The organism is Thalassotalea crassostreae, from assembly GCF_001831495.1.
GTDB lineage: Bacteria > Pseudomonadota > Gammaproteobacteria > Enterobacterales > Alteromonadaceae > Thalassotalea_A > Thalassotalea_A crassostreae.
The window spans coordinates 706,365-722,245 of the sequence record NZ_CP017689.1 but is presented as its reverse complement, the minus strand read 5'-3'; the positions used below and the strand labels follow the sequence as shown (position 1 = coordinate 722,245).

Here is a 15,881-nt window from a genome sequence, read left to right as displayed (position 1 = left end):
CTAAGTTGACTTTTAGGGCCCGGTGCTTGCAAAAGCAATTAAAAGTTGTAAGTTGCCCCGATACTAATTACATCCACATCGGTATCGTCAAGCGTAAACATTTCATATTCTAGACGTACTGCAATTTTCGAGAAGTTATACTCCCCACCAACAGCAAAGAACGCGTCTTTGCCATCATCATCGTCTGACCCACTATCAGAATATCTTTCATCAATACCATCTATAGGAATCGCGATCCTTTCAGAATACTTATAAGTCCCTTCAACATCCCAAAAATTCATACCAGCTTTAGCAAACAGATTAAAACTTTCACTTAGTGGTAATTTACCAAGAATACTTAAGGTGATGCCACTAGCTTCTGCAGTCAAGCTCTCTTGATAACTCCAGCTAACAATTCCATCACTAAAAGAATTCTCATATGATGCTTTCACCTCTCCTAAGTCATTATAACTTGCCTCTATAGAGAAATTTTTATTTATATTGTATCCGCCGATAAGCTTTATTGCAGTATCGGTGTCATCTAGCTTTACTTCATCTGAAAAACCAAGCTCATCTTTGGAAATATCTGTACTTGTTTGGCCAATAGAAGCACCGACGTAAAATTTACTATTTTCAACAACTAGTTCTTCTGCAAATACGTTACTTGTTAAAGCTGAAGATACAGCGAATGCAACCAATACTTTTTTCATAATTTTCCTTAATTAATATATAGTTAAGAATACATTAAACCCGCTCCAGATATCGTTGTCAATATAATTACATTAATCAAAAATTATTAAATTTTTCTTTTATAACGGTAACTTAGCAGCTTACTTAACACAAACTCCAACATATTTAATCGACGCGTTGACCCCCTTTGAATTTCCTTAAAACAACAGCACCAATAAATGGCATTGATTTACTGGTTGAATATCCCATTCGCTCATAATCAATAAGCCAGGTGTTCAAGCCAACGAAAAGGCCGCCATTAAAAATGATAGCTTTAAGTAACGCAATAATTACCTTTGCTAAGTGGTTAAATCTCAATTCTCTGTTAAATTTAAATGGTTAATAAATTTTATAGCTTGTAGAAAAGTTCATCATAAGGAGAGTTACTATGACATTTGAAGTTAGCTTCGAATTACAGGATTCAGATTTAGAACATTTTCGCGACGTTATGCGAAAAGCCCAAGACGGCGCCAAAAACCTATCAGAGCAAGTGATTTTAGCAAATGCTAAAAATCTTATTAGAGATGTGAAAGGTAATGTGCCGCCATTTGTCAGCGATAGAATTAAAAAATTAGAAACGTTAATAGCGATGGTGGAAGACAATGAGTGGAAAATTCCTGATGAAGAACGCGCTGACGTATTGAGTGCTTTATCCTATTTTAGTGAAGCAGAAGACTTAGTTCCTGACGACATCCCTGTTTTAGGGTTTTTAGACGACGCAATCATGATCGAATTAGTTGCTCAAGACTTAAGTGATGATATCGACGCTTTTAATGAGTTCTGTGCCTATCGAATTCGAGAAAAAGATAGGGCCGGTGACGAAACAATCACTCACCAAGATTGGCTCGATGCTAAGCGACGAGAATTACACTCGCGAATGAGAAATCGTCGTTCTTCACGACGCCGAACTTCATCATTTCGTTCAATATTTTAAAAATAGGCTATGGTTAACAACCAGGGAAGATGCGCCCTATTCATCATATAAATTAAAAAAGACGCTAATAAGCGTCTTTTTTAATTAAATAGTTTTCTCAGGCTTGAGTACTTCGTCAAAATACTCAATCAACATGCGAATATCATAACCAATCAAAGAATTGGCTTCTCGACCAAATAATCTTCTATCCAGATATCCCATATCTTTTATATCGGCAGAGTCCGACACCGTGATATTACCTTCAAGATCTTTGATTACATAATCAAATTCCATACTAGGAATGTATAGGTCTTTAAGTACTCGGATTTCTTCGTTGTTAAATCGAGTCTCACCAGCTAAATCAATATCGGTGAATTCAATATCAATAGAAATACCTTTATCTTTAAAGTTTTTATTTAGTGCTTCAGCTATTTTGCTAGCTACAGATTGCTCAAAACTAGAATAGGTATTTAAGTTACCAGGCCTTAAATCAGTGAACTCACGAGGATTTACGAGTGTTACTGTCGCTTTACCTTCCGTTGCAGATACGGACTTAGGTAATTCATCTGTGCTAGAACATGCTGCGAATTGTATAGTTAAAATCAAAATTAATATTTTCTTCAAAACTATTCTCCTATATTAATATAAACATACTAGTATCAATGCTCACGGGAGTACACACTTAAATAAGTTAGCACTTATTTCTACACATCACATATAACTAGACCGCAAATACTCAGTGTAAATTTCAATATCGAAAACAAGGAAATTTATCAATACTCGAGTTTCTACAACACGCCTCGCACAATTTCCTGCAAGCGTCCTGCATCGAGAAAAAATAATCATCGTAATAGCTGCTAATTTAAATATTAAATTTTTCAGGTAGCTACATAAGACACTCAAAGTATCAATATATTATACTTTTTTTATAAAAGTGATATTTAGCTTTATAAAACAATCGATTGCGTTCACTATATATAAAAAGAAATATTATCTGGCTTTATATCTAAGATATTTCATCTCATTTATTGAAACTATTGGGTAAAAACTTAGGTCTGTATTGTCAGTAATATTGGAAAACTACTCGTTGTCCGCTTAGACATAGATACGAACTTTTTTGACTATATACAGTCAAACTGTGCTATTCAAAATCTTTGAACTATTCTAAAGTAGTTGAATCCAAATTAAATATAGGTCTAATAAAATTAAATTTTATTGTTCAAAGCTATTGAAATATAAACAGAATCAAGGAATAAACTATGAATACAGTTTCAAAGATTAAGAACGCTAAAACGGGCTTTATTGCAACATCATTGAGTGTATTATTACTCGCTTGTTCGTCAGGAACAGACATTGAAAGTGATTTAGGCATAGAAAATGCTCCTGACTGGGTAAATGAAGGCAGTGTAGCAGTGAGCGATGACGATGGTCGTTATATTCAAGGTGTCGGTATGTCGCAACCTCTAAATGACATGGCACTGCAAAAATCCACTGCTGATAATCGAGCTAGAGCCGAATTAGCACAAGTCGTTTCTTCATTTATTGATGTATCACTTGATGATTATGCCGCGAGCAATGGTGATGCTAACTCAACAAACATCGAACGAGTTATTTCGACATTTAGTAAAACATCTTTAAATGGTTCGAAAATTAAAGCTCGTTGGAAAAATCCAGAAACCAATGTTATCTACTCATTTGCGGAATTAGACTTAGAAAAAGTCGAAGAAATGATCGAGCAATCAACAGCAATGAATAAAGATATGAAAAAATATTTAGACACTGCTTTAGACACAAAATTTGACCGCTTTATTAAAGAAAGCGAAACGGAGAAATAAGAATGAAATTGAATAAATTAGTTGGCATAAGCTTAGCCTGTGCAATTGCTTTAACTGGTTGTAGCACTACCGTTGAGCGAGTTGATGCCAGTACAGTAGCTGATTTAAGTGGTGCTTGGAACGATACCGACTCGCAATTAACTGCGAAAACTATGGTGGCCGATGCATTAACTCGCCCTTGGTTTAGCAAACATTTAAAAGCAACAGGAAAATCGCCAACAGTTATCGTTGGGCGCATTAATAATTTAAGCCATGAGCATATAAACACACAAACATTCATCTCAGATATTGAACGTGAATTAATAAACTCTGGTGAGGTTGAATTTGTTGCAGACTCTACAGCGCGAAAAGAAATTCGAGAAGAACGCGGCGACCAAGACTTGAATGCAACGGAAGCAACTCGCAATGCAATGGGTCAAGAGATTGGCGCAGATTATATGATGCAAGGAAACATCAATACCATTATTGACGTGGACGGCAGTGATCAGGTTCGTTTTTACCAAGTTGATTTAGAGCTTGTTAGCATGAAAGACAATCGCAAAGTTTGGATTGGCCAGCAAAAAATCAAGAAGCTAGTTGAAAATAGCAAAATGAGAAAATAACGTGCTAAAACAGTCATCTGTGGGTAGAAAAGGCATTTTACCCACACTTTTTTGTCATCAGTTATTACTTGGGTTTGCTCTATTAATACTCACTGGTTGTGGAATTACCCAACAAAAAGTTAATACGCTTTCTCAAACCTTAAAGACCGATACACCAGAAAATCTATTAGTAAAGTTTCAAGCAATGAAACCTGACGCTAATGATCAAGTGCTATTCGATCTTAACATCGGAATGTTACAGTTTCTCAGCCAAGATTACGATGCGGCAATAGAAACTCTTACTTATGCAAAAAATGAAATGGCTGCGTTATACGCGACATCTGTAACAGAAAATATAGGTGCTGCAACGATTAATGAAACAATGCGTAGCTATACCGGTACGCCAACTGATTTGGTTATGGTTCACAATATTTTAGCTTTGTCTTATTTGTTTCGAGACGATTTACAAGGAGCCAGGGTTGAAATGTTGCAAGCCGATATCATGATGAAAAAACTGGTTAAAAGTGACTCAAATATAGGTCAACTAGCCAGCACTCATGTTATTTCCGCTATTGTCTACGAACTCTCTGGTGAAATAGACAACGCTTTTATTAGCTATAAATTTGCCGCAGATATTATGCAAAGTCATGGATTGGCTTTGCCTCGTGGAGTAAAATTAGCACTCGCTAGAATGAGTAAAAATTTAGGTCAATTAGATCAGTATGACAAATATGTCGCTGAATTTAATATGGATGAAGAGGCGTTAGATTCGTATTTAGCATCGACGATGAGCAACGTGTTTGTTTTATATTTCGACGACCTTGTAATCCATAAAAGACAACGCTCAGTTATGGCTAACCATGAAAGTTATGACAATGACAACGATAGAATAATTCGAGTGTCAGTACCGGCTTATCCGCCAGGAAACAGAATTTATTCTCATGCTCAATTAAGTGCGGGTGAAGAGGTAATTTCTACTGAGCAAGTTGAAAACGTAGATAAACTCGCTAAAGAAGACTTAAGTGCCGAATATCCAGCAATATTGCTGGCTGCAACAACTAGAGCGGTATTCAAAGATAGCATGGTCAAAAATTCTGAAAAGAAAGACTCTACTGCAGGTGTGTTAATGAATATCGTGACAGTACTAACGGAAGTCGCTGATGTAAGAAGCTGGAGTACGTTACCAGCGTCAATAGATTATGCATATTTAAGCACTGAGCAGCCATTGTTATCGATTAATGCTCCGGGAAATCAAACTCATACAATTGAGTTAACAACCGGTAGTAAACACGTGATAATGGTCACAAGCTTAACGGACAAATTATTTCACTATCAAAGTATGGATAGTCGCCCTAGCCCTATTCCATTACAATAATTGATTACAGGAAACCTTATGAAACGCCAACAAACATTATCATTTATATGTGCATCAATTTTTGCTTTGCTTGTTTCTTCCTGCAGCAGCGGTGGCAACGAAAACCCAAAACCAAGCTGGATTGATAATCCAGAAATTGAATACTCGTCACAGCAATACTTAACGGCGACAGGTTATGCTTCACAACGTGATGTTGCTGCTAATAGTGCACTAGCTAATTTAGCTAAAATATTTACCGTTGATATAAATGCTGATACCAAAGAATTTAGTAAGGCAATTACCAGTAATTCTAGTGGAACTTACACCATCGAAAATACCCAAGAATTAAGCCGAAGTGTGGTAACAACAACTGACTTGGAACTTGAAGGTGCGATCATTAAAGAAACCTGGGTTAGCCCTGTTGGCGAACATTACGCGTTAGCAATACTTGAGAAACAGCGAGCTGCAAGAAACTTGACGCAAAAAATTCGAAATGCAGATCAAAATACTACGCAGCTTCTTGCCTATAGTAAAAATACTGCGCCAAACGTGGTACTCGCATTTCACGCCTTACGCCAAGCTCGAGGTGAGCAAATTAAACGTGAAATTGCACATCAGCAACTGATACAGGTGGCAAATAAAAGTATTCCTAATAAAACCAGTAGCAAGGAAATAGAAACGCTAATCAAGCAATCTTTAGCGCAATTGAGCGTCGCAACAAGTGCCGAGAGCGATGAAAGTAACAGCGTCTTGCAGTCTGCTTTAGGACAACTTGGTATTCCACATGCAGGGCAATCAAACCTATTGTTAAAAGCAAAATTAGACACCATAGATCCAGCATTTAAAGAAGAATGGTATTGGTTACGTGGTAGCTATGATCTTAGCTTAGTAGATAATGGTACGGTAATAACCCACATGCGTTGGCCAATAAAAATATCTGCTCGTGAGGAGCAATTATTGCAGCCGCGTTTGCAAGATGAGATCAGCAAAAATTTACCGGATTATTTACTTGAGCTATTAAGTACGCCTCCAAAATAGAATTTGAGTGTTGATGTTTGATGGTTGAACTGTTTAACATAAGCCATAATTACAATAATCGGCAAAAGCCCTAACTGATGAGTTAGGGCTTTTTTATATCTTAGTACCGAGTGCTTTAACGCTAAAATGAACCGAATTCTAAAATCATACGTATATACAAGTATATGAATTTACCATGGGGTGCGTATGAACTACCCACTAATTATTAACAGTCTAATATTTAACATCATTTGGTTCTGCTGTGTATACTTTCAAGCAGCCGGTGTTGCTGCTCTGTTATTAATTATATGGGCCATTTATCAATACAAACAACTTTCATACTGGCGTTACTTTCTAACGTTAAGCGCAACTGGTATCGCCGTCGATTCTTTACTTATTCATTTCGATTGGATGTTATTTGGCGAGCCGGTCGTAATACCTAGATTTTTAGTTTTGCTATGGATTGCATTTAGCTTTTACAGCACCATTCTTTTCAAACATTTACCGTTTAACTACGGAGTCTACACAGTTATTTCTGGCATTGCCGGTGTAAGTAGTTATATCGCTGCAGAAGCGCTAGGTGCAGTAAAAATAAATTGGAACTTCGATGCATTTACTGCTGCTTTCATCGCTTTTTGGATCCTATTCCTTCCTTGCTCTCAGTTATTATATCGGAGGATGTCATGTTCAAAACAATCTGCTCATCATTAATAATCCTAGCGTTCTTAGCTTTTCAAAATCTTAGTTTTGCTGCAACGATTAATGCCGAGACTGAGGATACGCCTGCTTATAAAAAGATAAAATGGTTAAACGTTGGCAAAGCGAAATTAGAAATTCTATTTTTTGATATTTATAAAGCTCAGCTTTATACGGAAGATGGAACATTCTCAGGTATCAAAGGGCCGCTAAAATTACATTTAACCTATTATCTAGATATCGACGGAGAGGAATTAGTTGATGAAACTAAAAACCAATGGCAAGAAATGGGGATCTATGACGTAGCTGACAAGCCATGGTTAGAACAACTTCGACTTGTCTTTCCTGACATTAAGGAAGATGACTCTTTAACTTTAATTCTCGATAAGAATTCGCAAGGATTACTTGAACATAATAATAAACTCATTCATGTATTTGAAGGTAGCGAACAACTTTCTAAATTCTTCTCAATCTGGTTATCTAAAGACAGTACGCGACCTGAATTGATGCGTAAACTAACGAAAACCGCCGTGGCTAAAAACTAATGTTAGCTATTACTCACGAACAGAACACTCTCAATAGGAACTCTAATTAATGAAAGCGATTAAATCTTTCATCATTATCATTGTTTTCAGCAGTTTTCTTACTAGCTGCACCACTGATATCAATGAATATAGCAACTCTACACCTGTGTTTAAACTAGAACAATTTTTCAATGGAAAAGTAAGCGGATATGGTTTGGTCACAGGGTTTAATGATGAAGTGGTGAGACGTTTTGTCGTTGATATTGAAGCTAAATGGAATGGTAATGAAGGCGTTCTAGATGAATACTTTGTTTATGACGATGGTGAAAAACAATTTCGCCAGTGGCGAATAACAAAAACTAGCGATAACAGCTATGTAGGTAAAGCTGATGATATTATTGGTAAGGCAACGGGTGAACAGGCAGGTTCAGTATTAATCTGGCAATATTCGATGTTGTTACCGGTTGATGGAGACACCTATGAAGTTAGCTTTGACGACACTATGGCGCTGATTGACGATAAACGTATGCTTAATAGCGCAAAAATTTATAAGTTTGGTTTAAACGTAGCGAATGTGATTCTATTTTTTGAAAAACACTAGTTTATATTGACCTTTAACGCCGAGATATATCGTCCAAATTATGCCTGTCAAAGTCAACCAAAGGGTGATAAAGGCGAACAGCATTATTTGTATATTGTTGAAGCTACCTTTATTTGCATAATCCATAAAATGTAGCTTAAACATCAAATCTGCGAAACGTTTATGGTCATCACTATGACCGACAATGCGGCCAGAATTGGCTTGGATATAAACGCTGGTATTAATGTCATCGTTTAAGTTAATTCGCCAGCTAGCATTTTGCTGTTTTGGATACTCATCCAATCTACCATTGATTAAGGTGACATCAACGACTTTTCCCTTCCCCGCATATGATTCTAATGCAAGTTTTGTTGCAATCGATTTTGTCACCTTAAACTCACTGCCATTATACGCGTCAATTAAGCTATATTCATTTTTAAAATGTTTATACAATCCCTGTTTATGAGTAAGCAGATAATATGGCTTGTCGAGTAATTGCGTTTGTTCAATTGACACAACCGGCCGCTTACTTTGTTGCAATATAGCTTTTGGCTCGATAAATTTGGAGAGATCAAATTCTATGTGTTTAATTTCGGTATTTTGATAAGTCCTACCTTTCGCTTTTGCGCCATCCATCAAATTGAAAAACAGTCCACTTATCAGCCATATTAACAACTGAATCGCAACAATAACCGAAAGCCATTTATGGATTCTCCTAATTATCCCCATTTTAGAGCGTCTCCATTAAAACGACACCGGTTTAGACGACTTAAATACATGGTAATAGGTAAGAAATATTCCACTTATGGTAGCAATCATGCCAAGTATGGCGAGGATAAATAGCCACGAATTATCAATATCAGAGCCATCATCGTAGTCCATGACATGAAAGCGAAACATCCAATCAAATATGCGCCAAAACTGATGTCGCTTTCCCACAAGCTGACCAGTTTCAGCTGAGACATAGATAGTCGGGGCTGACATACCCTCAAAATCTACGCGCCATGCTGGTAATGCGCTGGCACGTAATTCAAAGGGTGGATTCTCATTGATGAGAGTAATATCGTCTATATATGGCGAACCTGAATAGTAGTGTTTGGCAGCTGATATTGCCGTAGCTTTATTAATTGGTGACAGCATTTTGCCGCTGCGGGCATCAATGACATACTGCTTATCATCTACCGAAAATGAATACACAGCAGTATCAATAAAGGTACCTAACTTTAAGTTATTGGCGTTTGGGTATTGTAACAACAACTCTGACTGTGAATATTCAATACTGTTAGCATCAATTGCTGTCTGATGATTTACAACTAAGCTGTTACCATGAATATAGTCAATATTTAAAAACACCATATAAGTGCCAGTCACTGACCAAATAACGAATTGAACACCGATAAATAACATTAGCCATTTATGGTACTTTCTTGATATTTTGGCCAGAGATGAAGACTTCTTACTTTTCATTTAGATGTTGTTTTTTCCAAAGCAAATATACTGCGGGTAACACAAGCAAGGTCAATACAACCGCGCTTACCATACCACCTACCATAGGTGCTGCTATCCTACTCATAACTTCAGATCCCGTACCTTGACCATATAGTATCGGTAACAAACCAATAATAATAGTGGCAACTGTCATCATTACCGGACGAACCCGTAATCCAGCACCAGCAGTTATCGCTTGCACTAAGGCGCGTTCATCAAACCTAGTTTTTGTCTGCTGATGCTGCTCCATCGCCTGCTGTAATGCTTGATTCAAATACACCAACATTATCACGCCTATTTCAACAGCCACGCCAGCAAGTGCAATAAAGCCGACTCCTGCGGCTACCGAGAAGTTAAAGCTTTCAATATACATTAACCATATACCGCCAATCAACGCAAAAGGCAGAGTGGCAACAATAATAACCACTTCGGTTAAATTACGAAAATTCAAATACAGCAGTACTAGGATAATCGCTAAAACTAATGGCAAAACAAATTGTAACTTCTGTTTTGCCCTTTCCATATATTCATATTGCCCGGCCCAAGATACTGAATAACCAGCGGGAAGTATCAGTTCTTTATCCAGCACTTGTTTGGCGTTAGCAACATAACTTCCGACATCGACACCTTCAATATCAATAAGGCTCCAACCATTGATACGAGCATTTTCACTTTTTATACCAGGAGGGCCATTTTCAACAAACACGTTGGCGACGTCTCCTAGCGAAATGCGCTGACCACTCGGCGTGATTATTGGCAATAAAGCGAGTTGCTCCGGTGAGTCTCTATAATCTTGTGGGTAACGCAAATTTACCGGGTAACGTTCTAAGCCTTCTATAGTTTGCGTAATATTCACACCACCAATTGCTGTAGCAACAACTTGTTGGATGTCAGCGACATTTAAGCCATAACGTGATGCTTTTAAGCGTTGAATATCGACCTTGATATAGCGCCCACCAGCGACCCGCTCAGAGTAAACTGAAGCAGTACCCTCGACAGATTTTAAAATCTGCTCTATTTGTACACCAATATCTTCAATGGTATTTAAATCGCTACCGGCAACTTTGATTCCGACAGGCGTTTTAATACCAGTAGCTAACATATCAATACGAGTTTTAATTGGCATCACCCAAGCGTTAGTAAGACCTGGGAACTTAACCAATGCGTCAAGCTCCTGCTTTAGAGTTTCTGTAGTTAAACCGTCACGCCACTCATTTTTTGGTTTCAATTGAATAAATGTTTCAATCATGGTTAACGGCGCCGGATCTGTCGCGGTTTCCGCGCGGCCAACTTTGCCAAATACATTGTCAACTTCAGGAACAGTCGCGATAAGCTTATTGGTTTGTTGTAATAACTCTCTAGCTTTGCCAATTGAAATGCCAGGAAACGTGGTAGGCATATACATTAAATCGCCTTCATCGAGCTGTGGAATAAATTCACTACCAATTTTGTCGATCGGATAAAAGCCAACCCAAGTAACAATGATTGCACTGACAATGGTAGTTTTGGGAAACCGTAAAACCGTTTTAAGAAGTGGTAGATAAACTGCAATTAGAGCTCTATTAACCGGATTCTTTTTCTCTGAAATTACTTTTCCGCGGATAAAGTACCCCATTAAGACAGGGATCAAAGTTATCGCTAAACCTGCCGATGCGGCCATTGCATAAGTCTTAGTGTACGCCAGCGGGCTAAACATACGGCCTTCCTGCGCCTCAAGAATAAATACTGGCATAAAGCTTACGGTAATGATCAGTAAACTAAAGAACAAGGCTGGACCAACTTCTGCCGCTGACTTAGCCACCAATTGCCAACGATTCTCAGGAGTTAAAGGCGTTTTCTCCATATGTTTATGCATATTTTCAATCATCACAATGGCACCATCGGTCATCGCGCCGATAGCGATGGCAATACCACCAAGGGACATAATGTTGGCATTAATCCCTTGAAAATACATGATTGAAAACGATACTAGAATGCCAATTGGCAAGGTAACAATCGCCACTAATGAAGAGCGAATATGAAACAAAAATACCATACACACTAGCGCGACCACCGCCAACTCTTCGATTAGTTTTGACCATAAATTATCTACCGCACGCTCAATTAAACCCGATCTGTCATAGACAGTGACCACTTCAACGCCGTCTGGTAAACCTTTCTTTAATTGCTCAAGTTTTTCTTTAACACCATTAATGGTTTTTTGAGCATTTTCGCCAAAACGCATAACAACAACACCACCAATGGATTCTCCTTCACCGTTTAATTCAGCTACGCCACGGCGCATTTGCGGACCAAGGCTAATATCGGCGACATCTTTTAAGCGTACCGGTACGCCTTTAACATTGACACCTAGCGGTATATTTTCCAAATCACTAATACTATTGATATAGCCTGTGGCACTAACCATATATTCTGCTTCGGCCATTTCAATAACCGAAGCACCGACTTCTTGATTGCCCTGCTTAACAGCGGTTTGAATCATACTTAACGGTATGTTGAATGCTCTTAACTTATCTGGGTTTGCAGTAATTTGATATTGTTTGACCATACCGCCTATTGGCGCGACTTCTGATACTCCCTCAACGGTTTGCAGTTCATATTTTAAAAACCAATCTTGAATAGAACGCAATTGACTAATGTCGTGTTGGCCAGTTTTATCAACCAAGGCATACAAATATACCCAGCCAACACCGGTTGCATCAGGGCCAAGCTGTGGCGTTGCATTCTTAGGGAGTCTTGGAGCAACTTGTGATAAATACTCCAATACGCGACTTCTTGCCCAATAGATGTCGGTATTATCATCAAAAATAACATAAACGTAAGAATCGCCGAAAAATGAAAACCCACGAACAGTTTTAGCCCCAGGCACTGACAACATTGCCGTTGTCATCGGATAAGTTACTTGATCTTCAACAACTTGCGGCGTTTGCCCAGGATAACTCGTTTTGATAATCACCTGAACATCGGATAAATCAGGCAAGGCATCTATTGGCGTATTTTTAATTGAAAAAATGCCGACAGCAATAATAATGAATGTCGTTAACAGTACAAAAAATCGATTTAGTACTGACCAGCGAATAATAGAAGCAATCATATGGTTTCTCCTATTCACTAATGACTTGAATGATCAATCGGTGAATGAGCATCAACAACATCCTCGCCTGATTCTTCTGCATTTGAAATATCAATAACGATAAAATCACCATCGCGGATCTCAAACGTAAAAATCACATTCATCTCACTTTGAAGTTCGGTTAAATCAATATGTTTTGCCACCAGAAAATCCATGGTGTCAGGATCTCGCCCCCACTTCTCAATGGCGCCGCGACTTATATTGACCATTCTATGTTCAACCATTACCGAATTAATGACACCTGTTGTCGTTGCTGACATTATTTTCTGATGACTTGCCATTCGTTTAAAATCTGATGATTTACTCGATTCTGAATCCAGTAAAAATTGTGCTGAGCTAACGACCTCCTCTCCCTCGGATAAGCCCGATAATATTTCAACGTGGCCATTAATTACTTGCCCAGCAATGACTTCTACGGATTTAAATCGACCACTTCCTAGCGATAAAACTACTCTATCTTGCTTACCGGTACGAATTAATGCTTCACGTGGGATCATCAGCAATTCATTGTCTTTAGAAGAATTAATCGTAACTTGTGCAAACATGTTCGGCTTTAATTTACCATCAACATTATTAAACTTCAGGCGAACTACTAAGGTACGAGTTTTCTCGGATAATTCAGGATAAACATAGTCGACTTTACCGAGCCATTTTCTGCCAGGGATATAATCTAAAGTCATAGTGACATCGTCACCAACGTTGACCAATGATGCTTGTCGTTCATACACTTCAACATTGACCCATACATTGGTTAAATCACCAATCACTAAAATGCCTTTATTAGGCTGAACGTAGTAGCCTTCGCGTATCGATAATGATTCGATCACACCACTTTTCGGCGCATAGAATGTCAGGTTTTGTTTTAATTTACGGGATGTTTTCAAGCGCTGAATTTCAGCCAATGGTACTTGCAAGGCAATAAGTCTATTCTCAGTTGCTTCGATTAAACGTTTATTGTTTCGTTGTAACGCCAGTAAAAACTCTTCTTGTGCATTTACCAATTCATGGGAATGAATATCGTATAATGGTTGCCCCTTAGTAACGAACTCGCCAACGGCTTTAACGTATAGCTTCTCTATCCAACCTTCTATTCTCGGATTAACTTGCAACAGGTTATTTTCATCGTAAGTTACATACCCTACCGTGGTGATGTTTCGCTCTGGCTTTTGCATTTTCGCAGTTGCTGTACGAACGCCTAAATTATTCACCACAGATGGCGATATTGTTACCATTCCAGCTTCTTCATCTGAGCCGCTATTATCATTTGCATAAACAGGCACTAAATCCATACCCATTGGCGATTTCCCAGGTTTATCTCGGCGATAATTTGCATCCATCGGAGCAACCCAATATAAGGGTTCCTCTTTAGCATTAGGCTCTGCGACTTGAGTGTGTACTTGCCCGGCTAACAAGAAAGTTAATACAAAATAACAGGCCGCTATACCAATAATAATGCCGATTGCTGCAGCGACAATTGGAGTCTTTATCAAGGTTTGGGTTTTATTAGTCATTAGTTGCTCCCTGGCGAGCGTATTTAGGTTTTTGCATATTGGAATGATTAAAAGCGATATGATGCTGATCAGCATTCATAAATAAATAGTTTAATTCCAATAGTAATTTTTGTTCTTCTACATTAATTGCGAGAAAGTCTATTTCTGTCTCGAGCATCGTCATTCTTGCTCTGATCACATCAGAAAAGTCACCATCATCATGGGTATATGCCATCAATGCCGCTTCTATTTGTTCATTTACTTGTGGTACCAACTTTTCATTAAACAAAGATTTTCGTTGTTGTAATGACATAAAACGACCTTTACTGCTGGCAAAGGAACTCATCATTTTTCTCAGCAGTAAAATTTTATCCGTCTTAATTACTTGCGTTTGTGATACCGCTGACTGGACTTCTTTATCCTGTTTGTTTTCGGTAAATAGAGGCAAATCAAAAGTGACGCCGATAGATAACAGATCAGAGCGTTCATTGCCCATAGGATCATCATCTCGATAGGCATAACTGGCAGTTACCCCCCACTCAGGTTGATACTTTTGTTTCGCTAATTTAATCGAACTCTTAGCGGCATGAATCTTTTTATCAAGCGCTAGTACGGAAGGATGGTTAACAAAATAAAGTGCCAGTTGCTCTTGTTTAGGCCAAGAATTTGCGAGCACAATCTGCTGTTGATTAGATTCAAGTTGAGGTATGTCCCCAGCCAAAGTTAACTGCTCAATATTGAATTTTGATGAATTACTTGTAGAGTTTTTCGCCTCTGCTTTTTCAACAGAATAGTCACTCACCCATTGAACTAAATTGCCCATTATTTGACTTTGTTGAAGGGATAACTGAACTAGCTTATCTTCTAATTGAATAAGTTCGACTTGCGCTTGCACAACATCTTGCTGCCTTGTTTTACCTTTTGCAGATGAATAATTTGATTCCGCCAACTCGACCAGTTGTTCAAATAAAGCTCTGTTCTTTTTAACCAGCACAATGGTTTGTTCAATTTTGTATGCGTCCAACCACAAACTACCAACCGTGACTGCCACTTTTGCTTTTCTATCTTGGCGTTGCAATGGGTATTGCTCACTTTCAATTTTAAGTTGTTCACTTTTGACCGATAAGCTGTCCCCCCGCGGGAACATTTGAGTAATACCAACTTTGAACTGAGTCATAGCTTCCTGTTCAAATTCAAGCGAATCTGCGGCTAGATTTCCAACACCAATTGATACTTGCGGATCAGGTAGTGAATATGACGCTTGGCTCATCGATTCTACGGATCTTTGCTTTTCTATATTTCCCGTCAACCAGGGATCATTTTGTTGAGCAATACGAATTGCTTTGCTAAATGTTAACGGAGCGGTTTCAACGTTATCGCTAGATGCGAATGCCTGTGTTGATAATATAAATGGCAGAGCACAACAAAACGCAAATCGCGCGGTAATATTATTCGCAAGAGCTTGAGAAGCACTCGCTTTTTTGTAGGCACTAGCTTTATAAGCATTAGCCTTGTAGAGATTGAAAATAAACATAGTTCACCAATAACAGCGCTCACTAGAA

The 15,881-nt window shown here is 38.3% G+C and carries 13 protein-coding genes and 1 pseudogene; 8 read left to right on the top strand and 6 right to left on the bottom strand.

Annotation, left to right across the window (positions count from 1 at the left end):
- Window positions 1-38 precede the first annotated feature (38 nt).
- The gene (locus LT090_RS03230) at window positions 39-689 is read right to left on the bottom strand and encodes an outer membrane beta-barrel protein (RefSeq protein WP_068544716.1); all 651 of its coding nucleotides are present in this window, start codon (window positions 687-689) and stop codon (window positions 39-41) included.
- 407 nt (window positions 690-1,096) lie between these two features.
- On the opposite strand from LT090_RS03230, the gene LT090_RS03220 reads away from it, so the two are divergent.
- The gene (locus LT090_RS03220; RefSeq protein WP_068544720.1) at window positions 1,097-1,642 is read left to right on the top strand and encodes a YkvA family protein; all 546 of its coding nucleotides are present in this window, start codon (window positions 1,097-1,099) and stop codon (window positions 1,640-1,642) included.
- 84 nt (window positions 1,643-1,726) lie between these two features.
- Here LT090_RS03220 and LT090_RS03215 read toward each other — a convergent pair whose 3' ends face one another.
- Complete coding sequence (locus LT090_RS03215) at window positions 1,727-2,245, bottom strand: DUF3016 domain-containing protein (protein ID WP_068544722.1); 519 nt, start codon at window positions 2,243-2,245, stop codon at window positions 1,727-1,729.
- 635 nt (window positions 2,246-2,880) lie between these two features.
- On the opposite strand from LT090_RS03215, the gene LT090_RS03210 reads away from it, so the two are divergent.
- The 7 genes from LT090_RS03210 (at window position 2,881) to LT090_RS03180 (ending at window position 8,229) form a co-directional block, all read left to right on the top strand.
- Window positions 2,881-3,456: an LPP20 family lipoprotein gene (locus LT090_RS03210; protein WP_068544724.1), complete on the top strand. Its 576-nt coding sequence runs from the start codon at window positions 2,881-2,883 to the stop codon at window positions 3,454-3,456.
- A 2-nt stretch (window positions 3,457-3,458) separates the two neighbouring features.
- Window positions 3,459-4,058, top strand: a complete 600-nt coding sequence (locus LT090_RS03205; RefSeq protein ID WP_068544726.1) for a penicillin-binding protein activator LpoB — start codon at window positions 3,459-3,461, stop codon at window positions 4,056-4,058.
- Window position 4,059: 1 nt separating this feature from the next.
- Complete coding sequence (locus tag LT090_RS03200; protein ID WP_082897032.1) at window positions 4,060-5,412, top strand: COG3014 family protein; 1,353 nt, start codon at window positions 4,060-4,062, stop codon at window positions 5,410-5,412.
- A gap of 18 nt (window positions 5,413-5,430) precedes the next feature.
- The gene (locus LT090_RS03195) at window positions 5,431-6,429 is read left to right on the top strand and encodes an LPP20 family lipoprotein (protein ID WP_068544728.1); all 999 of its coding nucleotides are present in this window, start codon (window positions 5,431-5,433) and stop codon (window positions 6,427-6,429) included.
- A gap of 186 nt (window positions 6,430-6,615) precedes the next feature.
- Window positions 6,616-7,119, top strand: coding sequence for a DUF2878 domain-containing protein (locus tag LT090_RS03190; RefSeq protein ID WP_068544730.1), 504 nt, complete (start codon window positions 6,616-6,618; stop codon window positions 7,117-7,119).
- Window positions 7,092-7,649, top strand: a complete 558-nt coding sequence (locus tag LT090_RS03185) for a chalcone isomerase family protein (RefSeq protein WP_068544732.1) — start codon at window positions 7,092-7,094, stop codon at window positions 7,647-7,649. The genes LT090_RS03190 and LT090_RS03185 overlap by 28 nt, the downstream gene beginning before the upstream one ends.
- Window positions 7,650-7,698: 49 nt before the next feature.
- On the top strand, window positions 7,699-8,229 hold the full coding sequence (locus LT090_RS03180) for a DUF3833 domain-containing protein (protein WP_068544734.1): 531 nt from the start codon (window positions 7,699-7,701) through the stop codon (window positions 8,227-8,229).
- Here the strand turns inward: LT090_RS03180 and LT090_RS17120 are convergent.
- The 4 genes and pseudogenes from LT090_RS17120 to LT090_RS03155 form a co-directional block, all read right to left on the bottom strand.
- Window positions 8,209-9,615: pseudogene (locus LT090_RS17120) on the bottom strand (PepSY domain-containing protein). The gene LT090_RS03180 and the pseudogene LT090_RS17120 sit on opposite strands and share 21 nt — an antisense overlap.
- A gap of 49 nt (window positions 9,616-9,664) precedes the next feature.
- Complete coding sequence (locus tag LT090_RS03165; RefSeq protein ID WP_068544738.1) at window positions 9,665-12,790, bottom strand: efflux RND transporter permease subunit; 3,126 nt, start codon at window positions 12,788-12,790, stop codon at window positions 9,665-9,667.
- 17 nt (window positions 12,791-12,807) lie between these two features.
- The gene (locus tag LT090_RS03160; RefSeq protein WP_068544739.1) at window positions 12,808-14,340 is read right to left on the bottom strand and encodes an efflux RND transporter periplasmic adaptor subunit; all 1,533 of its coding nucleotides are present in this window, start codon (window positions 14,338-14,340) and stop codon (window positions 12,808-12,810) included.
- The gene (locus tag LT090_RS03155; RefSeq protein ID WP_082897033.1) at window positions 14,333-15,853 is read right to left on the bottom strand and encodes a TolC family protein; all 1,521 of its coding nucleotides are present in this window, start codon (window positions 15,851-15,853) and stop codon (window positions 14,333-14,335) included. The genes LT090_RS03160 and LT090_RS03155 overlap by 8 nt, the downstream gene beginning before the upstream one ends.
- Window positions 15,854-15,881 lie beyond the last annotated feature (28 nt).